Source organism: Halobacillus sp. H74 (assembly GCF_052246715.1).
GTDB classification, from domain to species: Bacteria; Bacillota; Bacilli; order Bacillales; family Halobacillaceae; genus Halobacillus; species Halobacillus litoralis_A.
This window is the reverse complement of sequence record NZ_JBQQCI010000006.1, coordinates 294,568-319,958: the sequence shown is the minus strand read 5'-3', so window position 1 is coordinate 319,958 and position 25,391 is coordinate 294,568. Positions and strand designations below refer to the sequence as shown.

General features: G+C 44.6%; 26 protein-coding genes and 1 riboswitch. Of the genes, 6 read left to right on the top strand and 20 right to left on the bottom strand.

The annotated features are described in order from the left end of the window. Positions 1-190: 190 nt before the first annotated feature. Positions 191-1,081 (bottom strand): 5'-methylthioadenosine/S-adenosylhomocysteine nucleosidase, encoded by an 891-nt coding sequence (locus ACTWPX_RS15660; RefSeq protein ID WP_443120543.1) that lies wholly within the window; start codon positions 1,079-1,081, stop codon positions 191-193. Between the two features lie 203 nt (positions 1,082-1,284). Next, a riboswitch (purine riboswitch) is annotated at positions 1,285-1,388 on the bottom strand. Positions 1,389-1,570: 182 nt separating this feature from the next. Then, positions 1,571-2,578, bottom strand: a complete 1,008-nt coding sequence (locus tag ACTWPX_RS15655; protein ID WP_443120542.1) for a glycerophosphodiester phosphodiesterase family protein — start codon at positions 2,576-2,578, stop codon at positions 1,571-1,573. Between the two features lie 91 nt (positions 2,579-2,669). On the opposite strand from ACTWPX_RS15655, the gene ACTWPX_RS15650 reads away from it, so the two are divergent. Beyond that, positions 2,670-2,966: a hypothetical protein gene (locus ACTWPX_RS15650; protein ID WP_128523388.1), complete on the top strand. Its 297-nt coding sequence runs from the start codon at positions 2,670-2,672 to the stop codon at positions 2,964-2,966. Positions 2,967-3,444: 478 nt separating this feature from the next. On the opposite strand, the gene ACTWPX_RS15645 is transcribed toward ACTWPX_RS15650, so the two are convergent. The 12 genes from ACTWPX_RS15645 to ilvE all read right to left on the bottom strand — a co-directional run bounded on the left by ACTWPX_RS15645 (position 3,445) and on the right by ilvE (position 16,601). Next, positions 3,445-4,272 carry an STAS domain-containing protein gene (locus ACTWPX_RS15645; RefSeq protein WP_443120541.1) on the bottom strand — a complete coding sequence of 276 codons (828 nt, stop codon included), beginning with the start codon at positions 4,270-4,272 and terminating at the stop codon, positions 3,445-3,447. A gap of 230 nt (positions 4,273-4,502) precedes the next feature. Further along, on the bottom strand, positions 4,503-5,315 hold the full coding sequence (locus ACTWPX_RS15640) for an STAS domain-containing protein (RefSeq protein WP_443120540.1): 813 nt from the start codon (positions 5,313-5,315) through the stop codon (positions 4,503-4,505). Between the two features lie 189 nt (positions 5,316-5,504). Continuing rightward, entirely contained in the window at positions 5,505-5,927 is a 423-nt protein-coding gene (locus tag ACTWPX_RS15635) for a DUF1801 domain-containing protein (protein WP_443120539.1), read from the bottom strand. Between the two features lie 407 nt (positions 5,928-6,334). After that, positions 6,335-7,294 (bottom strand): threonine ammonia-lyase, encoded by a 960-nt coding sequence (gene ilvA, locus ACTWPX_RS15630; protein WP_443120538.1) that lies wholly within the window; start codon positions 7,292-7,294, stop codon positions 6,335-6,337. 14 nt (positions 7,295-7,308) lie between these two features. Continuing rightward, positions 7,309-7,914, bottom strand: a complete 606-nt coding sequence (gene leuD, locus ACTWPX_RS15625) for a 3-isopropylmalate dehydratase small subunit (protein ID WP_443120537.1) — start codon at positions 7,912-7,914, stop codon at positions 7,309-7,311. Then, positions 7,914-9,332 carry a 3-isopropylmalate dehydratase large subunit gene (gene leuC / locus ACTWPX_RS15620; RefSeq protein WP_443120536.1) on the bottom strand — a complete coding sequence of 473 codons (1,419 nt, stop codon included), beginning with the start codon at positions 9,330-9,332 and terminating at the stop codon, positions 7,914-7,916. Before leuC ends, leuD begins: the two co-directional genes overlap by 1 nt. Before the next feature lie 23 nt (positions 9,333-9,355). Then, positions 9,356-10,462, bottom strand: a complete 1,107-nt coding sequence (gene leuB / locus ACTWPX_RS15615; protein ID WP_443120535.1) for a 3-isopropylmalate dehydrogenase — start codon at positions 10,460-10,462, stop codon at positions 9,356-9,358. A gap of 18 nt (positions 10,463-10,480) precedes the next feature. Further along, positions 10,481-12,025, bottom strand: a complete 1,545-nt coding sequence (locus tag ACTWPX_RS15610; RefSeq protein WP_443120534.1) for a 2-isopropylmalate synthase — start codon at positions 12,023-12,025, stop codon at positions 10,481-10,483. Next, positions 12,012-13,043 carry a ketol-acid reductoisomerase gene (gene ilvC / locus ACTWPX_RS15605; RefSeq protein ID WP_281975393.1) on the bottom strand — a complete coding sequence of 344 codons (1,032 nt, stop codon included), beginning with the start codon at positions 13,041-13,043 and terminating at the stop codon, positions 12,012-12,014. Before ilvC ends, ACTWPX_RS15610 begins: the two co-directional genes overlap by 14 nt. Before the next feature lie 23 nt (positions 13,044-13,066). Further along, entirely contained in the window at positions 13,067-13,588 is a 522-nt protein-coding gene (gene ilvN / locus ACTWPX_RS15600) for an acetolactate synthase small subunit (protein WP_128523409.1), read from the bottom strand. Continuing rightward, complete coding sequence (gene ilvB / locus ACTWPX_RS15595) at positions 13,585-15,300, bottom strand: biosynthetic-type acetolactate synthase large subunit (protein WP_443120533.1); 1,716 nt, start codon at positions 15,298-15,300, stop codon at positions 13,585-13,587. Before ilvB ends, ilvN begins: the two co-directional genes overlap by 4 nt. 398 nt (positions 15,301-15,698) lie before the next feature. Continuing rightward, positions 15,699-16,601: a branched-chain-amino-acid transaminase gene (gene ilvE, locus ACTWPX_RS15590; protein ID WP_443120532.1), complete on the bottom strand. Its 903-nt coding sequence runs from the start codon at positions 16,599-16,601 to the stop codon at positions 15,699-15,701. Positions 16,602-17,317: 716 nt separating this feature from the next. Here ilvE and ACTWPX_RS15585 point away from each other — a divergent pair. Next, positions 17,318-17,434, top strand: coding sequence for a YjcZ family sporulation protein (locus ACTWPX_RS15585; protein ID WP_128523417.1), 117 nt, complete (start codon positions 17,318-17,320; stop codon positions 17,432-17,434). A gap of 524 nt (positions 17,435-17,958) precedes the next feature. On the opposite strand, the gene ACTWPX_RS15580 is transcribed toward ACTWPX_RS15585, so the two are convergent. Further along, positions 17,959-18,138 carry a hypothetical protein gene (locus ACTWPX_RS15580; protein ID WP_443120531.1) on the bottom strand — a complete coding sequence of 60 codons (180 nt, stop codon included), beginning with the start codon at positions 18,136-18,138 and terminating at the stop codon, positions 17,959-17,961. Positions 18,139-18,356: 218 nt separating this feature from the next. Then, complete coding sequence (locus ACTWPX_RS15575) at positions 18,357-18,596, bottom strand: indolepyruvate ferredoxin oxidoreductase subunit alpha (protein ID WP_128523421.1); 240 nt, start codon at positions 18,594-18,596, stop codon at positions 18,357-18,359. Between the two features lie 240 nt (positions 18,597-18,836). Here ACTWPX_RS15575 and ACTWPX_RS15570 point away from each other — a divergent pair, with 240 nt between their 5' ends. Together ACTWPX_RS15570 and ACTWPX_RS15565 are read left to right on the top strand one after the other, a co-directional pair. Continuing rightward, complete coding sequence (locus tag ACTWPX_RS15570; protein WP_443120530.1) at positions 18,837-19,697, top strand: thermonuclease family protein; 861 nt, start codon at positions 18,837-18,839, stop codon at positions 19,695-19,697. Positions 19,698-19,756: 59 nt separating this feature from the next. Then, entirely contained in the window at positions 19,757-20,029 is a 273-nt protein-coding gene (locus ACTWPX_RS15565) for a hypothetical protein (protein WP_443120529.1), read from the top strand. A gap of 51 nt (positions 20,030-20,080) precedes the next feature. Here the strand turns inward: ACTWPX_RS15565 and ACTWPX_RS15560 are convergent, their stop codons facing one another. Next, positions 20,081-20,560, bottom strand: coding sequence for a site-2 protease family protein (locus ACTWPX_RS15560; protein WP_443120528.1), 480 nt, complete (start codon positions 20,558-20,560; stop codon positions 20,081-20,083). Positions 20,561-21,001: 441 nt separating this feature from the next. Here ACTWPX_RS15560 and rlmN point away from each other — a divergent pair, with 441 nt between their 5' ends. Then, a complete protein-coding gene (gene rlmN, locus ACTWPX_RS15555) occupies positions 21,002-22,087 on the top strand; it encodes a 23S rRNA (adenine(2503)-C(2))-methyltransferase RlmN (RefSeq protein WP_281975397.1) in 1,086 nt (361 codons plus the stop codon). A gap of 329 nt (positions 22,088-22,416) precedes the next feature. Here the strand turns inward: rlmN and ACTWPX_RS15550 are convergent, their stop codons facing one another. Next, the gene (locus ACTWPX_RS15550; RefSeq protein WP_443120527.1) at positions 22,417-22,569 is read right to left on the bottom strand and encodes a hypothetical protein; all 153 of its coding nucleotides are present in this window, start codon (positions 22,567-22,569) and stop codon (positions 22,417-22,419) included. A 438-nt stretch (positions 22,570-23,007) separates the two neighbouring features. Here ACTWPX_RS15550 and ACTWPX_RS15545 point away from each other — a divergent pair, with 438 nt between their 5' ends. Beyond that, positions 23,008-23,199 carry a hypothetical protein gene (locus ACTWPX_RS15545; protein ID WP_443120526.1) on the top strand — a complete coding sequence of 64 codons (192 nt, stop codon included), beginning with the start codon at positions 23,008-23,010 and terminating at the stop codon, positions 23,197-23,199. Between the two features lie 225 nt (positions 23,200-23,424). Here the strand turns inward: ACTWPX_RS15545 and ACTWPX_RS15540 are convergent, their stop codons facing one another. Further along, a complete protein-coding gene (locus tag ACTWPX_RS15540; RefSeq protein ID WP_443120525.1) occupies positions 23,425-23,673 on the bottom strand; it encodes a hypothetical protein in 249 nt (82 codons plus the stop codon). 567 nt (positions 23,674-24,240) lie between these two features. After that, the gene (ald, locus tag ACTWPX_RS15535) at positions 24,241-25,371 is read right to left on the bottom strand and encodes an alanine dehydrogenase (protein ID WP_443120524.1); all 1,131 of its coding nucleotides are present in this window, start codon (positions 25,369-25,371) and stop codon (positions 24,241-24,243) included. Positions 25,372-25,391 lie beyond the last annotated feature (20 nt).

Sequence of the window (25,391 nt, the reverse complement as noted above, 5' to 3'; positions counted from 1 at the left end):
ACGCCTGCGGGAACAGCGCGAGCCGAAGATCCACTTGGTCAAGTGATCTTCTTGACCAAGTTAGCTGAGGCCGTGCCCGCGGCAAGCATCCACCGACAAGCGATTCGTGAGAAGCAACAACAAACTTGAACAAAGCATATACCTTAAAAGAAAAGCCTGACCAAGAAGACGTGGTCAGGCTGTGCCTTTCCTACTGTATAGTAGAAATGTATTCTTTTACGACTTCATAAACATAATCTTGATTCGCTTCTGCCGTGTTCGGGTTATATTCCCCGCCATTCACTTTATTATTAGATAAAATACGTATGCCGAGATATGGAGTTTCATAAGCATTGGCGATTTGAGCTGCCGCTGCTCCTTCCATCTCTTCTACAGATGTCCCGTATTTTTCATGGAACCATTGAATCCGGTCGACTTCATTGTTCCAAACATCAGCGGATCCGATGGTCCCTTCGACAACTTTCCCTTTTTCATGGGTATCTTTCACAGCATCAGCTGCTTCCAGTAAAGTTTCATCGCCTTCGAAGTAGCGAATGTTTTCAGCGTCCGGGTCCTCTCCGGCACTTCCTTCTGAAGCCATTAAATCCATTGGGATCCAATCTCTCGGCTCGATTCCTTCTCCGTCCTCTTTATGGGCTGTTTTTAATGATCCGATATTAGTCGTTCTTTTCCCTAAAACAATATCAAATACGTGCAATTCGGGATCGTGTCCACCAGAGGTTCCTTGATTGATGATAGCTGCAGGGTCATATTTTTCAATAGCCACCGCTGTGGCAGCTGCTGTGTTTTCCATCCCTTTTCCGGTCTTCGTTACGATGACAGGATAATCATCAACCGTTCCTTTATAAAAAACAAAGGTTCCCGATTTTTCTTCTTCCACATTGTTCAACTTTTCAGCGAAATTTTCGGCTTCAATCGGCATCGGACCTTGCACGATGATCGGTTTTTGTTCTGTTGCTTTGTCTGCTTCCTCAGCTCCGCCTTCTCCCTGAGTTGTGGAAGTGCAGCCGGAAAGTAAAGATAATAAAAGGACTGTAATTAAGGCTGCTGTTGCTACTTTTAGTGATCTGATGCTTTTCATGAATGACATCTCCTTTGTGTATGTTCGTGTGGACACTTTCCCTGTGTTGCTTCCTGCTACCCTCCTTGATGTATATAACCTCCTTATAAAGCCAAAAGAAAAAGGCCTGAAAAGCAGAATGATATCTACCTTCCAGACCTTAGGAGTTGAAACATTGCACATAGAACCCATACTGAATGCAGTTGCAGTCAAATAAGCTTGTCAGCTGGTATGCTCCAACTCGTAGTCTAGTTCTTTCAATGGGAACCAGGTAGAGACACTCAGACCTTATTACTGAGGATATACGAGAAATTCATTTAATTTGTTTACTGTGCTACTATATCAAAAACACGGCGTCACTTCAAACAAAAAAACGAATTATTATTAATTCATTTTATTAATCGTTCGTATTTAGACGGTAAAGTATTGGGAAATCACTCATATATGGAAAGCTCTATTACAAAAAGGAGGTAAATAAGGAAAGTGCCTCGAACAAGCTCCATTCTCTTCTTACTCAAACATTGGTGCGATCTTATCGATCCGATTCGTCCATATTCCACCATGATAGGATTGATCGATTCGCTTTACGTCTTCCTTACGATCGAAGCCTTCTGACCACTGTCCATCCCCTGCTACTAAAATCACCCGTGTATTCACATCATTGAAGCGGTTCACGAATTTCCCCGGCCAGCCCCACATCCACTTCGCGTATCCTTCAGGAAGATGAATTTGGGTATTGTGACATGCTCTTGGAACATGGCCCGTCCACCCTGTCGCAATATAAGGAAGCAAACAGCTTTTCATAGTTTCAATCGACATCACACGCAAATTCGGTAATAGTGTTTGCAATTGTTTTATCGGTTGATCGCCGCCATACACCGATAAAAGCTCTAACCGCTTCTTTGGAAGTGCGGCCAGTTTCTCTGCAAGCCTCTTACCTTCCGCTGGGTCATCGCTTTTAATATGAATCAGAAATTCTTCATCAGGAAAAGTACGCAACACCTCCTCAAGTGAAGGCATCAAACCAACACCTTCCCCACGAAAAGGAAATGTTTTTCCGTTATCAGCTGTATAGCCATATCCGATATCCAGTTGTTTCAATTCCTCCATCGTATGCTCCCGTGTCACTCCACTGCCATCTGTACGGCAATCCAGTGTCCAATCATGAAAAACGGCGAACTGCCCATCTTTCGTTGGCTGAACATCAAACTCGACAATGTCTGCCCCCGCCTCAAATGCAGCTTCCATCGATGGAATGGTGTTTTCCAGGTAAGAATGCTCAGGTTCTTGAATTCTTTCCGCTGTACAGGTGTCGCTCTTTATCCCTTCCATTGGAAATGTCTGCGCCATCCCCCGGTGTGCCAGCAAGGTTGGATTTTTTCCTTCATTTTTCGCAAAAAGGGATGTATTGTTCAAATACATGAATAAGATAAGTACAAAAGCGATGATACCGGTTATCTTAATAACTTTCTTCCATTTTTTCTTTGATCTACCCACTGCCTTCTGCTCCTTTGACAACTCATTCCCTCCTTTTCATATAGTTCAAGGTTTCATATAATGAAAATTTCTTGTACAATTAAACTATTAATTTAAGAGGAGGAGATTGGTGATGCGCAAGTTCAATAGTTTCATGCTCATCTTAATGATGGTTTCCTCACCTCTTTTCTTCAAAGCCGACTTAGGGCCTTTCGATAAGACAGATGCCCAGGAAATGATCATTCTGGACAATTCAACACCACAGGATGACCTTAAAGACACCAGCTTCACACTTACACAGGTTCAAACCTATATCATCGCGCCACTTGTCATTCTGATGTTTTTATACACGTCTTTGCTGATAAAGCGAAACCTGATATTTCTCACTCCCGTGTTCTTCCAATCCAATTTCGTGATTGCAGACCTTTGATTAAATACCCAATCATTTAATTCAAAGGAGGATACCAATAATGTTATGGTTTCGAATGATTATGATCGGCATGTTTTCTCTGACTGCCCTTTCTCTTTTTTCATATCAAGGGTCGGAAATTTTCCATGCTTTCCTGGATTACTTTAATAATAAACAATAAGGACTGAAATAGATCGTCCGCAAAAAATGGCCACATACCTTCAGAAAAGCGAGGCCACTGAAGAACTGCAACTTTTGAGTTAGGCATCAAATAAAGAAGCCGAGTTGGACGATTTTATCGTTCAGTTCGGCTTCTTTTATAATTTCGATGAGACATTCGGGATTTTATTCCTTGATCTACGTTAGCTGAGGCCGTGCCCGCGGCAAGCATCCACCGACAAGTGATCCGTGAGAAGCAACAACAACTTTTACAGCTCCTCTAGATGGAAAAGTTTTTTCAGCAGCTCCAGAAAAGGGGCGGCCATTTTTCAGAATTTCATTATTGAGTGACGAAATATTCATTTAAAGCCTGCTGCAGAGTGCCTAAGGTCTCTGTCTGCTGATTGAAATTGACTCCCGCGTTCGTCATTTCTCTAACGATTTCTTTCCTCAAACCTGTGATTACGGTTTTGCATCCCATCATGGCAATGCCGTCAATACTCTTCAATAAATCAACAATACTCTCGCTATCCATTGATGCGATTCCAGATAAATCCATAATCAATGTCTCGATTCGCAAATCAGACACTTCAGTCAGAACTTTCTCTTTCAGGATCTCAGTACGGTGAGTATCCATTGAGCCTATAAGAGGGAGAATAAAGACTGAAGAGTCGATCGGTATGATGGGGACGGATAGATTTTCGACCAACTCCCGTTGCGCATTGATCAGCGAATCTTTATATGTAGAATAGCTGATGAAGAATGTATTCAGGAATTCATCCACACGATTATTGACCTCTGTTTCTAATCTGAAAAAATCACCAATTTCATACTTATTATTCTCTTTATTATATTTCTCGATTAGATCCCACAATGTTCTCCGGATCGCTTGCACCCATTCCAACTTGAAGGATAAAGCAATAGAGTGGGTCGCCCAGGCGATTCCTTCTTTTTCAGCAAACTTCTTCAGTGCCTCATCTTCTCCATCTATAATATAAACAACTAAATGGTGAGCATTTGTAACAAGGTCGATGTTCCCTACTCTAAGTATTTCCTCGATCTTATCTTTGACATTCACCGCTTCAGATAAAAGGGTTTGTTCAAAGATTTGACTGTTTTTTTCGAAAAATTGTTTCAGGTGACTTGAATAGTCGTAAGTCGGTGCCATATAAAATCTTCTCCCCTCTATTTTTAAAAAAATTATATCATTAATCTTAGCGAATGTGGTTGGATTTGCTACGGTAAATTCAGGATACTTTTATTAAATCCAGGATGGGAAGTGTGATGAAAATAAGTGTAAACGTAATTTGAAAAAGGAAGAGGAACTCCCGCTGTTTTATTATAGGAGGAAAATAAAACACCTGACCGCGAATTAACTTATCGAGGTCAGGCAATTCTCTACTTGGTAAATACATGCACAGAGAGTGCCTGCTGCAAAGAATTGTAAGTTTTGATGTCAGAAAAGTCGATTCCTAATGTGACCATAGTTTGAGCCACTTCAGGTCGGATGCCGGCTAAGATGGCCGTCACCCCGACCAATTCCAAAGAACTGATGATATTGCCGATACTATTAGCTACCATCGTATCGATCACTGTCACACCGGAAAGGTCGATGAGCAGATAATTCAGCTGTCGACGTGTCGCTTCATCCAAAGTCGTGTCCATCAGATAATAGGCTCTCTCATCATTAACGCTCCCTATTATCGGCAGAACGGCCACGCCCTCCATGAGCGGTACCACGGGAGCGGATAATTTCAGGAATTCCTGTTGAGCTACATCCATAGAAGCTTTATGTGCTTGAACAAACGAGGTACTATACGCGTAGATCGCCTGATCGAGAAGGGGATCGATGGTCCGTGTGACACGGAAAACCGTATCCACGTTGAAGCGGTCATCTTCCTTGATGATTTGCTCAAGCTCCTCCCATAAAAAAGAACGGATAATACCAGTCCCTTTTAAGGTTTCATCTAATTGAAACCCGCACTCTATGGCCAGATTTCCAATCTTTCCAGCCCAATCTGTTACATTGGCTAATGTCGTATCGACACCATGCTGCAAACCGTCAGATATCAGTTGAATCAGTTCAACCCGGATTTGTCCGCTTTGATCGCCTTCTCCTTCTACCTTCATAGCTTCAGAAATTCTATATTTACTTTCCTCGATTTTCTTTCCTATTACTATCAATTCTTTTTCTTTCATATCAACATGCACTTCATAGTCACCTCATCGAAGAATAGTGAGCTCAAATAGTCGGTTTGAACCTTTTTACATTATACAACAGTTGGATGGACAAGGACGTATAAAATATTGCCAATTTCTATTTACTACACTCACCCTCTGATAAGATGCTTGAGAATATAATAGACCGAAGCTGCCGACCTGACAGATCCTCTTACTTTATCAATCTGGATATGTTTCTCGCAAAAACGTGACCGATTGGCGTATTAAGGCCTTAAGTACATCGACATCAATATCATCCACTTTGTTAATGTAAACACAAGCTTTTCCGCTTTTATGTTTTCCGAAGTCTGCTAATAATTTCTCTCGTTGCTGATCACCTGTGGCAAAATATAAACTGATTTTAGCTTTACGAGGAGAAAAGCCGACCAGTGGAGCTACCCCTTCATGACCTGTAGGATATTTGTAATGATAGGAACCGAAACCAATAATGCTTTCTCCCCACATTTTCGCTTCATAACCAGTGGTTTCCGTAAAGATATCGATTAATTTATAAGCGTCTTCCTTTTTTCTTGGATGGTCGACTTGTTCAATGAATTCCATGACATCCTTATCGTTTTCTTTCGTCTTCTGTTCATAAGCCAATCACAACCTCTCCTTTTCCTTCGTTATATTAAAAATCCTCTATTATAAATACTTCCACTTCTATCCTCAGAGTCCTTTTTTCCATAACAAAGCGACCGGATTATTGAAGGCTCGGTAGGAAGGCGAAAGCCTGAGGAAGCTCACCGCGCTCCCGCGGAAAGTGTTCAAATGCGGAATTGCCCTGGGAGACACGACTGGCATAAGCAGAACATCAACAGAATGTGCTTTTTCATTCCGTTGATGTTCTGCTTATGACGCGAGTGTCTGGGCAATGGAACTGGACGAGCCATTCCCCGCCGACCCTATTCACTCGTCAAACATCTCGAAATCAAATCAACAAAGAGATTTAACAGAGCAAAATAAAAAAGCCAAGAAGAGAGTCCATGTCTCTCTTCTTGGCTGTCACCTTACGCGATGACCATCTTTTTTGGATTGGCTAGCCTGCGGACCAGCGGTAACCGGGATAGATCCATGTTGCCACCGCTCAAAATAACGCCGCAATGTTCACTTTTGAGCGTGCCACATTTACTGAGAAGGCCAGCGAGCGCTGTAGCTCCAGCACCTTCAACAAGTGTCTTCTCCCGCTCAAGTAACAAAAGCATCGCCTTGGCGATTTCGTGTTCTTCCACAGTGATTACCTGATCCACGTATTTCTGGATGCACGAATAGGTGAGCTTACCTTTTTCCTTCACAGCTATTCCGTCAGCAATCGTTGAAACAGATGTCAGTTTTTCAGGCCCTTTTTTGTAAAGAGCATTGTACGTCGAAGGAGCTTTTGCTGATTGAACTCCGATGACTTTAATGTCCGGCTTCAACTGTTTGGCTGCAAATGCGACACCGCTGATCAAGCCACCTCCACCGATCGGAACGTAGATTGTATCCAATTCAGGCTGTTGTTGGAGCATTTCAACGACGACAGTGGCTTGGCCAGCCATTACGTCATAATCATCGAACGGATGAAGAAAAGTCGCTCCCATCCGTTTTTGTTCGATCAAAGCTGCTTGATATGCTTCCTGGAACGATTCTCCTGTCAATACGACAGTAGCACCATACCCTTCCGTAGCTTCTACTTTAGCCCGTGGGGTCGCCTCCGGCATGAAGATTTTTGCTGTAATCCCACGTTTGGACGCGGCCAGGGCCACACCTTGTGCATGGTTGCCAGCTGAGGCAGCGATGACGCCCCGTGATGCTTCCTCATCGGTCAGGCAGGCAACTTTATAGGAAGCTCCCCGCACCTTGAAGGCACCTGTTTTCTGCTGGTTTTCCATTTTCAAATAAACGTGCTGGCCGGTCCTTCCGTTGAAGGTTGATGATGTTTCAAGCGGTGTGCGGTGCACCACCTCTTTCAACTGTTCCTGTGCATCCATTACTTTTGCTAGCGTTAAGAAATCCCCAACGTCTTCACTCCTTTTGATTTTTTTTCGTATTTGTCGATTTTGTCTTCGTGCGTCAACGTAACAGCGATCTCGTCCCACCCATTCAAAAGCATTTCTTTGTGGTAGGACTGGATATCGAAGGATACCTCTACATCACCGTCATCGACGACCTGTTGCTTCAAATCGACATTCAGCTCATACTTCTCTTCACTCGCCTTTTCCATCAGCTGCTCGACAACCGGCTTCGGTAACTGGATTGGTAAAATCCCGTTTTTGAAGCAGTTGCTGTAAAAAATGTCGGCAAAACTCGGGGCGATGACAACTTTGAATCCGAAGTCCTGAATCGCCCACGGTGCGTGTTCCCTGGAGGATCCGCACCCGAAGTTTTCGCCTCCGACCAGGATTGAAGCCCCGTCGTATTTGGAGTCGTTCAAAGAGAACTCCTCCCGTGGCGTCCCATCGTCATGAAAACGCCAGTTATAGAAAAGAAACTGCCCGAACCCCTGACGTTCAATCCGCTTCAAAAATTGCTTCGGGATGATTTGGTCTGTGTCGACATTTGCTCGGTTTAAGGGATAGACTAGCCCCTGGTGCTGCTTGATCGGTTCCATCAGCTAAACCCTCCTACTGCACTTGCATATTTTCTGACATCGACAAATCGGCCTTCCAATGCAGCGGCGGCAGCCATTTCCGGACTGACCAAATGTGTACGGGACCCGTTACCCTGCCGGCCTTCAAAATTACGATTCGAAGTCGATGCACAACGTTCGCCTGGTGGAACAATGTCATCATTCATCGCCAGACACATGCTGCACCCAGCATCACGCCATTCGAACCCGGCTGTAAGGAAGATCGTGTCCAACCCTTCTGCTTCAGCCGCATCTTTAACAGATTTCGATCCCGGAACTACAAGGGCTTTCACATTTTTATGAACACGGCCGCCCCTGACGATTTCAGCTGCTTTCCGAAGGTCGCTCAACCTTGAATTGGTGCAGGAACCGATAAACACATGTTCAATCGGAATGGATTCAATGTCTTGATTGGCCTCAAGTCCCATGTACTCGATTGCACGCTCGATACCGTCTCGATCATCTTCAGCAGCCTCAGGATCCGGAACATGCCCACCGACGGGGACGCATTGCGATGGATTGGTTCCCCAAGTGACTTGAGGTTCAATTTCATCGGCATGAATAGTCAACGTCTGGTCATATTCAGCGCCTTCATCAGAAGCTAACGCCAACCACTGGTCTGCCACTTCTTCAAAATCTTTCCCTTTTGGAACGTAGCGTTTGCCTTTCAAATAATCGACGGTAGTTGCGTCCGGGCTGATCAAGCCTGCCCTCGCACCTGCTTCAATGGACATGTTACAGACAGTCATCCGCTCTTCCATCGATAAGTTACGGACAGCCTCTCCTGTATATTCAATGACGTGCCCAGTACCGAATCGCACACCATATTTTCCGATGATGGCCAGGATCAAGTCTTTAGCGGTTACACCCGTACCTAATTTGCCATCTACTTTTATCTGCAGGGTTTTGGGCCGTGCCTGCCATAGCGATTGAGTTGCGAGCACGTGTTCTACTTCACTCGTTCCTATCCCGAATGCCAAAGCTCCAAAAGCTCCATGTGTAGAAGTGTGGCTATCTCCACAAACGATGGTTTTCCCTGGCTGGGTCAGGCCTAATTCTGGACCGATGACGTGGACGATCCCCTGGTCTGGATGATTGATATCAGCTAAGTGGACACCGAATTCTTTACAGTTTTCTTCGAGAGTCTCCATCTGCTTTTTTGACACTGCGTCTTTGATGACATTTCTGTGGATCGTCGGCACGTTGTGATCCATCGTCGCGTAAGTGAGGTCAGGACGGCGTACTTTCCGCCCACCCATCCGCAGCCCTTCAAACGCCTGGGGAGAGGTCACCTCATGAATCAAGTGCAAGTCGATATAGAGGAGATTCGGCTTCCCTTCTTCTTCGTGGACGACATGCTGATCCCAAATTTTTTCGACAATCGTTTTTGGCTGACTCATTCCGTTCCGCTCCCTTCTTTCCTTTATACATAACAACGCATAATATTTTCAGTTGTATCACTGGTGCTGATCTGGTCGACTACCTTCGTCGCCAGTCCGCTGCCGCTCACCTGGATGCCACCGACGAGATCAATGTCAGAAGTATGATACCCTTCATCCAATACTTCATGGACAGCTGCCTCGACCTGTTCCGCTTCCTCTTCCATCCCGAATGAATGCTTCAGCATCATAGCAACAGATAGAATACTGGCAAGTGGATTGGCTTTGTTTTGTCCGGCAATATCCGGCGCAGAGCCGTGAACAGGCTCGTAAAGACCGACCCCATGTTCATTCAAGCTTGCTGATGGCAGCATTCCAAGCGATCCTGTCAGGACAGAGGCTTCATCACTCAATATGTCACCGAACATATTTTCAGTTACAAGTACATCGAAATACGCCGGGTTGGTGACGAGCTTCATTGCGGCAGCATCAACAAGCATGTGCTCAACAAGGACATCCGGATATTCCTTGCTCTTCTCTTCTACTACTTCGCGCCACATACGACTCGATTCAAGCACATTCGCTTTATCAACAGATGTTACCTGCTTTCTACGGACACGGGCGCTTTTGAAAGCCTGATCGACAATCCTTTCGATCTCACTCCGTTCGTAGGCAAGAGTGTCTACGACTTCTTTTCCGCCATTACGACGTTCACTCGGCTGCCCGAAATAAAGCCCGCCTGTCAATTCACGTACAATCAGGAGATCGCTTGCTGCAACTACTTCCTGTTTTAATGGAGATGCATGGAGCAACTGTGGGAATGCTTTGACCGGACGGAGGTTCGCAAACAATCCGAGCTGCTTCCGAATACCGAGCAACCCTTTTTCCGGGCGCATATGGCCAGGAAGTTGATCCCATTTCGGTCCACCTACCGCTCCGAGAAAAATGGCATCCGCTTTCTTTGCTGCTTTAACGGTATCTTCCGGGAGTGGCGTCCCTTGCTGGTCAATCGCCACTCCTCCTATGTCATGACTTTCAAATGTGAATGAATGCTGGTAACGGTCTGCGACGGCTTGCAGTACTTTTTTTGCGGCTTTTGTCACTTCTGGACCGATGCCATCTCCTGGCAAAAGAACGATATGTTTCTCCATTTACATCCCCCTCTTTTTTTATACTTGAACTTGTTGGTAAGCTTTGCGGTAACTTTGATAAAGTGTACGATTGACGGCGTTCAGAAACGCATGGGCCGAAGCTTCTAACACATCCTGTGCGGATCCACGCCCTGATGCTTTCATTCCGTCGACGGTCAGTTGAACGTGGACTTCAGCTAGAGCGTCACGGCCTTTTCCAATCGAACTCAATTGGTAGTCCTGCAAGTGGACATCCCCATCAATCAAGTCATCAAGCGTATTGTAAATCGCTTCGACACTTCCTTCACCCGTGTTCGCTTTTTCTACCTCTTTTCCATCCGGACGAGTCAAAATGATGGTAGCTGTCGGACGGGTTATGCTTCCATATTGGACTTGGAAAGCTTTCAATTCGTATTTCAGCTGATCTTCGTGTTCGGTTTGCGTATCAGTCAAGATTGCGAACAAGTCATCATCTGTGACCTCTTTTTTCTTACCAGTAAGGTTCTTGAAGGACTCGAATGCTTCTTTCAATTTACTTTCATTCAACTCGAAGCCAAGCGATTCTGCTTTTTGTTTGAAGGCATGACGTCCAGAGTGCTTCCCTAGCACCATTCGATTGGAATCGATGCCAACCATCGCTGGAGTGATGATTTCGTAAGTGGAAGACTCCTTCAGGACACCGTCCTGGTGAATGCCGGATTCATGAGCAAATGCATTCCGGCCGACGACTGCTTTGTTCCCAGGGACCATCATCCCTGTCAGGCGGCTGACCAAATCACTCGTACGTTTGATTTCTTTCAAAACAAGATTCGTTTGGTAGTCGTACCGATCTTGACGGATTGTCAGTGCTACACCGATTTCTTCAAGAGCCGCATTTCCAGCACGTTCGCCGATGCCATTGATCGTTCCTTCAATTTGGCGGGCGCCGCTTTCAATAGCTGCCAGCGAATTGCTGACCGCCATCCCAAGATCATCATGGTTGTGGGTAGACAGGATCGCTTTGTCGATATTCGGAACATTTTCCTGTACATAGCGGAAAAGTCTGCCGATTTCATCTGGTGTCGTATAACCCACTGTATCCGGAAGATTGATGACAGTAGCCCCTGCATCAATGACTTTTTCAATGATATGAACAAGGAAGTCATAATCGGAACGAAGCGCATCTTCAGCGGACCATTGCATATGTGTGAATTTTTCTTTCGCATAGGCAACCATGTTGACAGCCGTTTGAACGACTTCGTCAGGGGTTTTCTTCAACTTATGTGTCATGTGGATCGGTGAGGTGGCAAGAAAAATATGCAGCCTCGGCTCCGCTCCGCCTTTTAATGCTTCCCAAGCAATGTCGATATCACGTTTGTTAGCTCTCGCTAAGCCTGTCACCGAACAACCTCTGACGGTATCTGCGATTTCTTTCACCGCATCAAAATCAGCTTGGGAGGAAGCAGGAAAGCCTGCTTCCATGATATCTACACCTAGACGTTCCAGCTGTTTGGCAATTTCAATTTTCTCCAAACGGTTCAAATTGACACCCGCGGATTGTTCACCGTCTCTAAGGGTTGTATCGAAAACGTTAACGTGAGCCATGTGTGACCACATCCTTTTCTTTGGATTGGGACTTCTTGACGAACGGCATCAGTTCACGGAGCTCTCTACCCACCTTCTCGATTTGATGATTACTTTCACGGGAATTGATTGCATTGAATTCCGGACGGTTCACTTGATTTTCAAGGATCCAGCCTTTGGCGAATTTCCCTGTCTGAATATCAGTCAATACATCTTTCATGCGGGCCTTCGTTTCTTCATCAATGACACGTGGACCTGAAACGAAGTCACCCCATTGAGCGGTATCAGAGATGGAATAACGCATCCCTTCAAGACCGCCTTCATACATCAAGTCAACAATCAGTTTCAGTTCGTGCATACATTCGAAGTACGCGACTTCTGGCTGATAGCCGGCTTCAGTCAATGTTTCAAAACCTGCTTTCACAAGGCTTGTAAGACCACCGCATAGGACCGCTTGTTCTCCGAATAGGTCCGTTTCCGTTTCTTCCTGGAAGGATGTTTCGAGTACACCGGCACGACCGCCGCCGATTCCTTTGGCATAAGCCAGTGCGATTTCTTTCGCTTCACCTGTTACGTTTTGTTCGACCCCGATCAATGCCGGCACTCCTGCTCCTTCTTCGAATGTGCGGCGGACAAGGTGTCCAGGCCCTTTCGGTGCTACCAGGAATACGTCGACATCTGATGGAGGAACCACCTGATTGAAGTGAACATTGAAACCGTGGGCAAATGCCAGCGCTGCGCCCGATTTCAGATTAGGCTTGATATGCTCTTCATAAACACTTGGCTGATGCTCATCTGGCAATAGAACCATAACGACGTCTGCATCCGCCACTGCTTCTGCTACAACTTTCACTTCCAGTCCATCTTGCTCCGCTTTATCCCAGGACTTCCCTTTACGAAGGCCGACAACTACATCGTGACCACTTTCCTTCAAGTTTTGTGCATGAGCATGACCCTGAGATCCATACCCTACAACGGCAACCTTTTTATTCTTCAGTACCTCATCTTTGATATCGTTGTGATAGTAAACGTGTGCCATTATTCATCCATCCTTTCAAGAAATTATTTTAGTAGTGAGTAAGATTTGAATTCTGCTACCTGTGGTTGGTGACCACGAGTGAAAGCGGTCAGCCCTGTCCGGGCGAGTTCTTTGATGCCATAAGGTCGAAGCAGTTCAATCAGGGCATCGACCTTGTCGGATTTTCCTGTGACTTGGACGGTCACACTTTCTTTGCTTACATCGATGATCGATGCTCGGAACGGTTCAATGATCCCCTGGATTTCATTTCTGATTTGCGGGTTGCTGATGACCTTCACCATCGCGAGTTCGCGGGCGACAATCGCTTTATCCGTGATGTCTGACACTTTCAGTACATCGATTTGTTTGTTAAGCTGCTTGGTGAGCTGTTCTAATTTACGATCATCTTCCACCTCCACCACGAAGGTCATTTTAGATACGCCTTCTGTTTCCGTACGTCCGACGGAAATACTTTCAATGTTGAATTGCCTTTTGGCAAGTAAACCGGTGACCCGGTTCAGAACACCGCTGCGATTATGAACAATCGCTGTGACGATACGCCTCATCGTTTCACCCCAATCATTTCGTGTAATCCTTTGCCTGGAGCGATCATAGGATATACATTTTCTTTTTGAAGGACGCGGCAATCGATGACCGCCGGTTGATCGTCCTGAAGCACTCCCGGCAGAACATCGAGCAGCTGGTCCTGTGTTTCAATTTTATAGCCGGGCACTTGATAGCTTTCAGCAAGCTTCACAAAGTCAGGCTGTGTATCGATGATCGACTGGGAGTAGCGTTCACTGTAAAACTTCTCCTGCCACTGGCGGACCATGCCAAGCGCCTGATTATTGACGATGAGGATTTTGACCGGGAGTCTGCGTTCCTGCAAAACTGATAGCTCCTGCAGAGTCATTTGAAAGCCCCCATCTCCGACTACAGCGACGCAGGTGGCATCCATATCGGCAAGCTGTGCTCCTATGGCTGCCGGAAATCCGTAACCCATGGTTCCAAGGCCTCCGGATGTCACCCAACGATTCGGCTTATCGAAATGGTAATACTGCGCAGCCCACATTTGATGCTGTCCGACATCTGTCGTGACGATCGCTTCCCCTTTCGTATATTCATAGACTTTTTGCAGCAGCCACTGTGGAACGATATCGGCATCCGGCTGATCATGCCAGAGTGGGTAATCCACTTTGTTCTGACTGATCGTCTCCATCCACCCTTTGTGATGGAGTCCTTTAACCGGCTTACCGTTGAGAGATTCTAACGCTGCTTTAGCATCGGATACTATCGGAATTTGAGTCGGGATATTCTTTCCGATTTCTGCCGGGTCGATATCCACGTGGGCAACCTTGGCATTTGGTGCGAAATGCTTTAGATTTCCTGTCAGACGATCATCAAAGCGAGAGCCGATGTTGATGAGTAAGTCGCATTCATAAAGGGCCATGTTCGCTGAATAAGTTCCGTGCATACCCGCCATGCCTAGAGACAACTCGTCACTCCCGGGGTAACTGCCCAGTCCAAGAAGTGTTGTCGTTACTGGCAATTTGTAGTTACGTATGAACGTTCTCAGTTCTTCTGATGCTCCTGCATGGATGACTCCTGAGCCTGCAAGAACGACGGGTTTTTTCGCTTCAACTAACGCATCATGCAATTTGCTGATTTGCAGCGGGTTCGGTTTCATCGTCGGCTGATAACCCGGCAGATGAAATTGGTTATTCACGTCTTTTGCATAAACGGTTGAACTGATATCTTTCGGTATATCGACAACAACAGGGCCAGGACGTCCGGTTGTGGCAATATGGAAAGCTTCCTTCACAACTCTTGGGAGCTCTTCAATTTCCTGCACCTGATAATTGTGCTTCGTAATCGGTGTTGTAATCCCCATGATGTCGGATTCCTGGAAAGCATCTGTGCCGATGACCCCTTTTGCAACTTGCCCTGTGAATATGACGAGTGGAATGGAATCCATCATCGCATCGGCAATACCTGTGACTAAGTTGGTCGCTCCCGGTCCGGAAGTTCCGATCACTACACCAGCTCTGCCCGAAACACGTGCATAACCTTCAGCGGCGTGAATGGCCCCTTGCTCATGCCGTGGCAGCACATGATCAAAGCTCCCTTCCGCTCGGTAAATCGCATCATAAATCGGTAAAACTGCTCCACCTGGATATCCGAATAGCGTCTCAACATCTTGCTCGATCAAAGCTTCTACGAGCAAATCGGCTCCTGTCTTAGTTGCGGTCTGCTCTTCCACACTTGCCTGTGCCTTCATTTTTAATCCCTCCTGCATTGGTTTTGATCATACGTTCAAAGCGGTATTCCCTTACTTTTTGTCGAATAAAAAAAGACCTTCTTCCTCCTCAGATTCCTCCTGCACGATTCGGCAGCAAGAAAGTGAGGGGTGAAAAAGGTCTCTGTTTCCACGGTACCACCCTCATTCATGAAGCAGCTAAGCTTCATCTTATGGAATTCGCATTGAATTCCTTTTGATAACAGGTGCGGTGAAACACCTGGTCCTGCCTACTTGTCAGCCTTTCAGCAAGGACACTCAAGGATGATGTCAGAATAAGATGTATTTCCGGGCTTCCAGCAACCCCGGCTCTCTGTAAATACAAGAACTTATTCCTTTATTCCTATCATCGTGTTCATTCGATTCAATTTTCAAACTCCTCAACTTACATGTGCTTGATCTTCGCTATATACTTTGTGTCCATCTGTCGTTGTGATTTTTCTGAACTCAGATAGTAAATGGTTTGTAACAACACCTGGTCTGCCATCACCTACTTTGCGTTGATCGACTTCCACAACAGCGATGACTTCGGCGGCTGTTCCAGTCAAAAACACTTCATCCGCAACATATACGTCGTGACGTGTAAACGGTTGTTCCTTGATGTTGTAGCCTTTCTCTTCTGCCAAATCGATGATCGCGTTTCGTGTAATTCCTTCTAGAGCTCCTAAATAAGTAGGGGGAGTAAGAATCGTACCGTTTTTAACGATGAAAATGTTATCGGCGGATCCCTCTGTCACATACCCTTGATCATTCAACATGAGGGCTTCATCCACACCAGCTTGATTGGCTTCCATTTTTACAAGAATATTATTTAAATAATTTAATGATTTCACTTGTGGCGGTAATACGTCCGGGCGGTTCCTCCGGCTTGAAACCGAAGCGAGTCGGACACCGCGTTCATATAATTCTTTCGGGAATAAAGAAAGTGCTTCAGCAATGACAACCAAACGAGGCTGTGCGCAGCTGGCTGGGTCAAGTCCCAAATTGCCGGCTCCTCTGGAAACTACTACGCGAATATAGGCCGTTTCCAACTGGTTACGTCGGACCGTTTCCGCAATAATTTCTTCCAGTTCCTCCTTGTCATATGGGATATGAAGCATGATTGATTTCGCAGAGTCATATAGGCGACCCAAGTGTTCTTCGAGTTTGAATATATTGCCTTCGTAAACACGAATGCCTTCGAACACCCCGTCTCCGTATAAGAAACCATGATCATAAACGGAAACGACTGCCTCTTCTTTTCTCACATATTCGCCGCTCAGGTAAATCCATTGGCTGCTCATTCTCAGCACTCCTTTCTTTTATAGTTTAATGTTGGAAATGATTAAAGATTCATTAAGAAAATGTGGACCCTGGCAGTATGCACTCTTACATTTTCAGGGTCCCAGTCAGGTCTTTCCACATGAACCAACGTCCCGATTTGTTGCAATCGATTTGGTTGATTGAGGACTACTTTAAACCGATTCTCACAGAAGGTCAACAGGTTTTAAGTAAATTTTCTGAACACTCCGATTATTCACTGAATTCGTTAAGCGCTTACATGCTTGAGACACTTGGCTTACAGGATTTCAAGCGTATTTATTTTTTTCTTTTTTATCTTAAATTCACAGACTTTTGCTGGACCTTTTTCTCTGAAACAGGAAGCGTTCACACAGAAAAAATCTCTTCTCCTCAGATAGATATTAGTTACGTGATTTTTTCATTTAGTCAGTACCTTTCCCCCAAGTATGCACATTCATAAAGAACGAAACATAGTAGTAGGAGTACTATCAGCACAGATATAGTAAAGAGAAGTTGTATATAGACGCGGTTCAGATAGCACTTCTCACCTATCAAAATGAGCACGTGGCAAAGCAAATTGCAGGTTATTCATCTTAATTTTAGACGTGCAGACTTTCTTGTAATCATAGGATTCTTTTTTCTACATGGTCATTCGCCCTTCCATAGTATCCTTACTCGACATAATTTGTGGTATAGGACAAAAAAGGTGGTGAAAGATATGGGCTGTGGTTACGGTGGCGGTTATGGCGGCGGTTATGGCGGCGGTAGCACTTTCGTTTTGATCGTTGTATTGTTCATCCTTTTGATTATTGTAGGAGCTTCTTTCTACAACTAATCTGAACCAATCTGTGAGCCAACTTTACCCGTAATGGTTCACTAATAAAGCGCTGGTGTCCTATGAGGCATCTTCGCTTTTTTTAAAAAGAGCAAATTAAAAGAACCAGAGGCACTCACCACCTTCTGGTTCATTGTTCGTTCTTTTCATAAAATAAAGAATTCTATAATGCGATTGTTTTTGTAGTATAGGAATGGTTATAATACCAATGAGACATATGTAGAGAATATTTTTCTACCTGTAGTATGTCTCCCTCTTTCAAAGTCAGAGCTATTGCTCTGGCTTTTTTTGTATTGGAAATCAGAAAAAGTCATCTTAAGAGGACTTTTGGCGCGCCCCACATTGGACATTCAGCAGAAGCACACTACTTCATGTGCTTAAACTCGTCTACCCGTCAAGATGTTCAGTCTTCGTTCTTTATTATAACTATATAGCGATACACTTTTTTTCAGGGGACCTGACGTCATTCTTCAGCAGTCCGCCATGACGAAAGCCAGAGGGGCGGCCTCCGGCTTGAAATATTTCTATCCTTCTAACGCAGTTTCTCTTTGATACTCCAAGTTGATCATTGTTTGCTCGAGTTCCGGTAACGTCATTTCATCCGTACGCTTTCCGCAAGCATCTTCCGTATATCCTAAGTAACTCAATCGATCGATCAGTAAGTGCCTGTCCCTCTCCAATGGTGAATAGGAAGACATGAGCATCTAATCAACTCCTGAACAAAGATTTGTATATTAATAAGTTCTTTCTACTCTCTTCCCGGAAAATCCTTCTTTTAAGCTGATGTTATCAGGAAAATATTAGAGAATAACGCAAACACCTTGTTCCTCCTCTGCAGGTTTAAGACAAAACTCACCCTTGATGTCCTTTATCAGAAATACCCAAACAAAAAAGGCTGCCCCAAAGGACAGCCTTTCCATGTTCATACGTTTCCGAAAAACTTTTCAGCCTTTTCCAGAAAAGGCTCCTGTTCCGGAGTCATTTCATATTCTTCCACAATTGCGTCAACGGGACAAACGGACACACACGCTCCGCAATCTATACATATGTCTGGATTAATGTAATATTGGTCTTCCCCTTTTTCAATACAGTCGACTGGACAGACTTCCACACATTCGCCTGCTTGTTCACCTTGACATGGTTGTGTAATGACAAATGCCATAAATACCTCTCCCTGTTTTATAGATTATCCCTAGTGTCTCTAATGAACAGGTATGTTGTCAACGTAGAACAGGGGATCAGTTGTCAATATAACCGTGAGCTAGTAAAATCGATCAAAATGGGAATCACCTTTGGAGTCAGCAAGACAGGTGAGAACCCGGAAAGCGGACCACTTACCTTAGCCCCTAACTCTCCCTGGCATATCGGACCAGAGTCTTTTCAAATACATAGGAGGGATTCGATGTTTTTACGATGGGGAAGTCAGGCTGCGATTCTCTGTTTGATCATATGTATTACTTTAACCATTACAGGATGTACTTCAGAGGGGTATACTACAGCTGATGAACCCGAAACAGAACAACAAAAATCTGAAAGCTCATCAAATGATAAGCTTTCCTCTGAAGAATCGATTTCTGCCTCAGGGGAAAATGAAAACACCAATACTGAAGAGCCTCAAGAAAAGCAAGGCGACGCCAACGCTAAAGTAACAAACGTTGTGGATGGCGATACAATCGACATCCAGCTGAACGGGAAAGAAAAGAGAGTCCGACTATTACTCGTAGATACACCGGAAACGGTTCATCCGTCTAAACCCGTACAGCCATTAGGCCCAGAAGCGAGTACATACGCGAAAAAAACTTTGACCGGTGAAAATGTGCGCATCGAATACGATGGTCCGAAATACGACAAATATGATCGCCTGCTTGCCTACATATGGATTGAAGGTGAAAATTTTAACAAAGAACTACTGGAAAAAGGACTTGCCCGCTACGCCTACGTCTATGATCCACCGTACGCCCATGCAAAAGCCATGCAGAAAGCCGAAAGCCGGGCTAAGCAACAGAAAAAAGGGATTTGGGGCCTCGAAGGCTATGTGACAGAAGACGGCTTCCAAGCACAAAGCCCAGAAAACGAAGGACCCCCTCCTCCTTCCAATAATGGCGAACTGCCATACGCCCCTGATGGTCCAGACCGGGATTGTAGAGACTTCTCAAGCCAAGAAGAAGCTCAAGCCTTTTATGAGGCAGCTGGCGGACCTGATGCCGATCCCCATCGCCTTGATGGTAATGATAACGATGGAAGCGTCTGCGAGAGCTTATAAACTTATTGTTTATCATCAATGGATAACGGAAATATGATTGTAAAGAAAGGAGAGTTTCCATGAACAAACAACACGACGACTCTCAAATCGATTCTACAGAAATCCCCGTACCTTCAGAAGTGAAGACGAGTGAAAAACATAAGGACTTGAAAGCTAGACTTTTACATGAAACGCAGGAATACCTCGATATTGAAGAAAACCGTGCAGCATTTGCTAAATTAGCTGAAATTTTCGATACCGTCTATTCTTTAACGGAACATCACGGTGCCAGTATGACTGAGTTGGAACTGATGCACCAAAAATGGCATAAAGAAAACCTCAAAAAAAATTGACCATCTCCACTATCGCCAAAAGAAGATGTCCACGCAGGACATCTTCTTTTTTTAATCGATTGGATCTGCTGCTTTACCATGGCGGATGACATCATGGATCGCCATGCCATCACTTGGCTTCCCGTCCCCATTCCGATATGGAAACAAGGAGAAAAAAATGAAATACATAGAGAAATATGAATATTGATAGAAAAATAAATCGGCAGGAAGAATTCCTTGGATAATAAGTAAATTCAGCAATAATATCATCATCATATTAAAAATACTGCCCGCCATATAAATGGAAACATGCGCCCAAGTTTTATTGTAGGAAAGCTTTTCATATTGACACCAGCCTTCCATGAAATACATGCGCCTAACTTCCAACGGACCAATATCAAATAGCTTCTTTCCCGTACCAATACAAAATTTGATTTTACCTCCGAACACCCTAGCGACCAAAACATGGCCAGCCTCGTGTACTAAAGTAACCAGCGGTAAAATGATAAAGAAATTTATGATAAACATCGGGATATCGTTTAAAGTGAACATACGGGGACCTCCAGCTCAAATGTAATTTTATGTTTGCTAGACTCTACATACCCCACTCTAACATTATATAACCATAATAATTTCAGGTTGCTAGAAGCAATCTGATAATGAATGCCCGCCCCCATCACTTTTTCCCACTAATAATTACATTTACTTTCCAATTCTACGAACATTCAGCTCTTGCATCCACTCACATACGCGGCTATGGAATTTATTCATTAATGATTCCGTCCTCTATCAATCTTTCTTTTTCATGCAAAGAGAAATTCCCTGGACTCCAATCAGCTAAATTCCCTTTCCCTCCAATAATCTCCCCACCCACTTCATAAATACTAGCGTATAAGAGATTTTGTAATATAATAACAACCACTCTACGGTTGTTTCCCCGCTTCAAATCGATTATCATGGGAATAGCGATTTTTTTTAAAGAGGAGCGTATTTATGAAACGATCCATTTACGGATTGACGTTTGAACAACTGACTGATTGGATTACGGAGCACGGTGAGAAAAAGTTCCGTTCAAAACAAGTGTGGAACTGGCTCTACCAAAAGCGCGTGACAGACTTTTCGCAAATGAAAAATGTTAACCAGTCCTGTATCGACCTTCTTGATGAACACTTCACGATCGAAACGTTATCAGAAGAGATCAAGCAAGAGTCGACTGACGGAACGGTTAAATTCTTATTTAAATTGGACGATGGCAACATAATTGAAACTGTCCTCATGCGTTTCAACTATGGTCTTTCCGTTTGTGTAACGACACAGGTCGGCTGTAACATCGGCTGTTCCTTTTGTGCAAGTGGTATCTTGAGCAAGAATCGTGACTTATCAAGCGGTGAAATCGTCGAACAAATCATGCAAGTGCAGCAGCACCTGGATAAACAAGGCAAGGACGAGCGTGTCAGCCACATTGTTGTCATGGGAATTGGCGAACCATTCGATAACTATGAGAACTTGATCGACTTCCTGAAGGTCGTCAATGATAAACAAGGGCTCTCCATCGGTGCTCGTCACATCACTGTTTCTACGAGTGGTATTGCGCCGAAAATGTACGAATTCGCGGACGAAGGCATTCAGATCAACCTTGCCCTATCCATTCACGCTCCGAACAACGAGTTACGTACAAAGATCATGAAAATCAATCGTGCCTATCCATTGGAAAAACTGATGCCGGCCATCGATTATTATTTAGAAAAAACAAACAGAAGAATCACCTTCGAGTATATTCTGCTCAAAGATGTCAACGATCACAAAAAAGAAGCCGAAGAGCTGGCAGACTTGCTGAAGGATAAGCGACACCTTTCCTATGTCAACTTGATTCCATACAACCCGGTCGCGGACAACCCATACGAGCGAAGTGAAAAAGAAGCCATTCTCACGTTCTATCAAACCTTGATGGACCGTGGCATCAGATGTGGTGTCCGTACCGAACACGGAACCGACATTGATGCGGCATGCGGTCAGCTTCGCAGTAAGCAGATCGAGAAAGAAAAAGCACGCAAAAAGAAAGTTCTTCCAAGCAACTGAATTAAATGATTTCCTTAACGACAAAGAAAAGCATGAGACACTGGCCTCATGCTTTTTTATACGGAGTTTTTCAATAGCTTTCACCCTTACATTGATCCTGTTTTTTCTTTTATTATTAACTCTATTTAACCTCCATATTGATCACACATATAAGCTACCTTATTTTAAATAGTCCATTTCAAGATAGTTTTAAGGTTTCCGTGACTTAGGGTGGAGCTTAGAGGTCCGGGAAATCACTCGTCCAGCTCCATCGGCCAGACACTCGCGTCATAAGCAGAACGTCAGCGGAGTGAAAAGCACATCCCGCCATGGCCACTGAAAAACCCTTCTCAATCCAGAGGAGCTATTAACGTTTGTTGTTGCTTCTCACGAATCGCTTGTCGGTGGGTGCTTGCCGCGGGCACGGCCTCAGCTAACTTGGCCAAGAAGATCACTTGACCAAGTGGATCTTCGGCTCGCGCTGTTCCCGCAGGCGTCACCACCGAACGCTCTTCGTGGAAGCAACTATGCCTATCTGAAAAGAGTGATTTTCTATGATTTATTAATGTCTCATCGAAATAAAGAAGCCGAGTTGAACGATAAAATCGTCCTGCCCGGCCTTTCTTTGATGCATAACTCAGAAAGTTGCAGTTCTTCAGTAGCCTCATCCCGTTGGCGTTCCGCTTACGCCAGTGGTGTCCACCATGCGAATACGCTTTTAAACATTTTCCTTGGGCATGTGGTGAGCTTCATCAGGCTTTGCCTTCCGGGATCTCACCGATCAAGTTCATCCCAATCCTTATATAGGATTAGATAGACTTTTTTGTTAGAAGAAGCTCCCTAATTTTATATATCAAATCGACGATCTACCTGCTATAATCAATCTACCAAGATGAGGAAGCTTACAATCGTTTCATATCACGAATTTGAAGGAGTAAAAAGTGAAAAGACATCTATTAAGTGAGAGGACGGCATATTTTTTGACCGCACTCTCCATCTATGTCGTTTTATTTGGTGGGATTCTCATTTCCGGGTGGATAGCCGGAGTTGAATGGACAGATTACTGGATTGAATTTTCGTGGAGTATGCTGAATACGGAAGAACTTAAGGACATCGTCTTGCTGAAAGAATAGTCAACAAAAAAAGCCCTCCTCTTGGCTTTACGAACAAGAATTATCCATTACCCGACTCCCATATAAACGAGCACCGGCGCATTGCTCATCGTTCCAGTTTATTCTTTTTTTTAAAATAAAGGGCTACAATAACTTTAACATAGGGCATATAAAAACAAGCCTCTTCAAAACTGAAGATGCTTGTTTTTGTCTTCTACTCTTATAACGAACTACGCCAAATATTCATTACGATTCCTTTTCATTCTTTTCAAGGAAATACTTGATTCCTGCGACCGTTCCTATTCCCAGAAGTGCATATTGAAGTCCGGTGATGGTAGCAGCAGGTGTGATTCCATTTTGCCAAAAAGCGAAAGCAATTCCTAAAATTACAGCGATAATCGGAATGAAACGGTTAGGTACCCGTTTCGTCTGACGAATGGCATACAATAAGACGGCTAAACCAGCATAAGGTGTAAAATCAGTTAAAAAGTCCATGGTTTACTCTCCCTTGTCTATATTTAACACGAACCGCTTCTTTATTAGTTTATTATCCAGGTCGTTCATCAAGTACACGAATTCTAACAAAAGATATATGTATGTCCTTACAGTCCGAGGCACACGGATATTCACTATTGACTCCTTGAAAACTTCCCCCTCCACGTGGCCATTGAAAAATCCTTTTCAATCTAGAAGAGCTGTCCGAATCGCTTGTCGGTGGATGCTTTCCGCGGGGCACGGCCTCAGCTAACTTGGTCAAGAGATCACTTGACCAAGTGGATCTTCGGCTCGTGCTGTTCCCGCAGGCGTCACCACCGAACGCTCATCGTGGAAACAACAGAGGCCAATCTGAAAAGAGTGATTTTCTTGTACATTGTAAGTACAACGACTACTAAAGCTCATGGAGTTGTAAGAGCCCGAATGTCTCATCGAAATGATAAAAGAAGCCGAGTTGAACGATAAAAAATCGTCCAACTCGGCTTTTATATTTAATACGTAGCTCAAAAAGTTGCAGTTCTTCAGCGGCCATCCGTCCATCTTGGAAGCTGTGTTTCATTGATCCTTTCATACCACCGTTTTCGTATTCAAAGCCTGTTCTACTTCCACAAAATCCATGTCATGAGCTTCTGCCACTTGCTTGTATGTCACATGGCCGTTTACTGTATTCACCCCTTTAAGTAAAGAAGGTTGATCAAAGCAAGCTTTTTCAAACCCTTTATTCGCAATCTGAACAGCAAAAGGAATCGTTACATTCGTCAAACCGACGGTAGATGTCCGTGGGACAGCTCCAGGCATATTCCCGACGGCATAATGAACGATCCCATGTTTCACATATGTTGGATCATCATGGGTCGTGACATGATCGATAGTCTCGACGACCCCGCCCTGGTCGACTGCCACATCGACAATCACCGATCCTTTACTCATCCCTTTAACCATTTCTTCCGTTACTAACTTCGGAGCCTTTGCTCCCGGGATGAGGACCGCTCCAATCACCAAATCCGACTCCTTCACTGCTTCGCTCAGATTGAGAGGATTAGACATCAACGTGTTGACAGATGTTCCAAAAATATCATCGAGCTGCCGGAGCCTTTCTGGATTCAAATCAATGATCGTCACATCTGCCCCTAACCCGATGGCGATCTTAGCTGCATTTGTACCGACGACACCTCCACCGATGATCGTCACCTTCCCCCGCTTCACGCCAGGGATCCCGCCTAACAAAATCCCTTTTCCACCATGAGTACGTTCCAAAAATTGTGCTCCCTTTTGGGCAGCCATCCTTCCTGCCACTTCACTCATTGGTGTCAATAAGGGCAGATGACCATCATTGGATTGAACTGTCTCATAAGCAATAGCAACGACTTTTTTCTGCTCCAATGCTTTCGTCAATTCTTTGTCTGCAGCTAAGTGGAGAAAAGCAAATAATATTAATCCCTCATAAAAATAAGTGTACTCTTCCTTAATCGGCTCTTTCACCTTCATCACCATCTGCTGGGCCCAGGCTTCTGCAGGAGAATCCACTATGGTTACTCCTACCTGCTCATATTGCTCATTCATAAAACCTGACCGTTCTCCAGCATTTTTTTCTAAGAAAATCCGGTGTCCCTGTTGGATGAGAGTCAACGCACCCGCCGGGGTGAGGGCCACCCGATTTTCGTTGTTTTTTATTTCTCTGGGTATTCCAATTCGCATGATCTGTGCCCTCCAGCTAC

What these genes read in the sequence shown, in the direction of transcription:
- ACTWPX_RS15645 (WP_443120541.1), bottom strand. Translation starts at nt 4,272, where the DNA reads ATGGCACCGACTTACGACTATTCAAGTCACCTGAAACAATTTTTCGAA.
- ACTWPX_RS15585 (WP_128523417.1), top strand. Translation starts at nt 17,318, where the DNA reads ATGGGCTGTGGTTACGGTGGCGGTTATGGCGGCGGTTATGGCGGCGGT.
- ACTWPX_RS15575 (WP_128523421.1), bottom strand. Translation starts at nt 18,596, where the DNA reads ATGGCATTTGTCATTACACAACCATGTCAAGGTGAACAAGCAGGCGAA.
- ilvN (WP_128523409.1), bottom strand. Translation starts at nt 13,588, where the DNA reads ATGAGGCGTATCGTCACAGCGATTGTTCATAATCGCAGCGGTGTTCTG.
- ACTWPX_RS15560 (WP_443120528.1), bottom strand. Translation starts at nt 20,560, where the DNA reads ATGTTCACTTTAAACGATATCCCGATGTTTATCATAAATTTCTTTATC.
- ilvC (WP_281975393.1), bottom strand. Translation starts at nt 13,043, where the DNA reads ATGGCACACGTTTACTATCACAACGATATCAAAGATGAGGTACTGAAG.
- leuD (WP_443120537.1), bottom strand. Translation starts at nt 7,914, where the DNA reads ATGGAACCGATCAAGCAGCACCAGGGGCTAGTCTATCCCTTAAACCGA.
- ilvB (WP_443120533.1), bottom strand. Translation starts at nt 15,300, where the DNA reads ATGAAGGCACAGGCAAGTGTGGAAGAGCAGACCGCAACTAAGACAGGA.
- ACTWPX_RS15650 (WP_128523388.1), top strand. Translation starts at nt 2,670, where the DNA reads ATGCGCAAGTTCAATAGTTTCATGCTCATCTTAATGATGGTTTCCTCA.
- ilvA (WP_443120538.1), bottom strand. Translation starts at nt 7,294, where the DNA reads ATGGATGCACAGGAACAGTTGAAAGAGGTGGTGCACCGCACACCGCTT.
- ACTWPX_RS15570 (WP_443120530.1), top strand. Translation starts at nt 18,837, where the DNA reads ATGTTTTTACGATGGGGAAGTCAGGCTGCGATTCTCTGTTTGATCATA.
- ACTWPX_RS15580 (WP_443120531.1), bottom strand. Translation starts at nt 18,138, where the DNA reads ATGCTCATGTCTTCCTATTCACCATTGGAGAGGGACAGGCACTTACTG.
- ACTWPX_RS15565 (WP_443120529.1), top strand. Translation starts at nt 19,757, where the DNA reads ATGAACAAACAACACGACGACTCTCAAATCGATTCTACAGAAATCCCC.
- leuB (WP_443120535.1), bottom strand. Translation starts at nt 10,462, where the DNA reads ATGGAGAAACATATCGTTCTTTTGCCAGGAGATGGCATCGGTCCAGAA.
- ilvE (WP_443120532.1), bottom strand. Translation starts at nt 16,601, where the DNA reads ATGAGCAGCCAATGGATTTACCTGAGCGGCGAATATGTGAGAAAAGAA.
- rlmN (WP_281975397.1), top strand. Translation starts at nt 21,002, where the DNA reads ATGAAACGATCCATTTACGGATTGACGTTTGAACAACTGACTGATTGG.
- ald (WP_443120524.1), bottom strand. Translation starts at nt 25,371, where the DNA reads ATGCGAATTGGAATACCCAGAGAAATAAAAAACAACGAAAATCGGGTG.
- ACTWPX_RS15540 (WP_443120525.1), bottom strand. Translation starts at nt 23,673, where the DNA reads ATGGACTTTTTAACTGATTTTACACCTTATGCTGGTTTAGCCGTCTTA.
- leuC (WP_443120536.1), bottom strand. Translation starts at nt 9,332, where the DNA reads ATGAGTCAGCCAAAAACGATTGTCGAAAAAATTTGGGATCAGCATGTC.
- ACTWPX_RS15660 (WP_443120543.1), bottom strand. Translation starts at nt 1,081, where the DNA reads ATGAAAAGCATCAGATCACTAAAAGTAGCAACAGCAGCCTTAATTACA.
- ACTWPX_RS15610 (WP_443120534.1), bottom strand. Translation starts at nt 12,025, where the DNA reads ATGGCTCACGTTAACGTTTTCGATACAACCCTTAGAGACGGTGAACAA.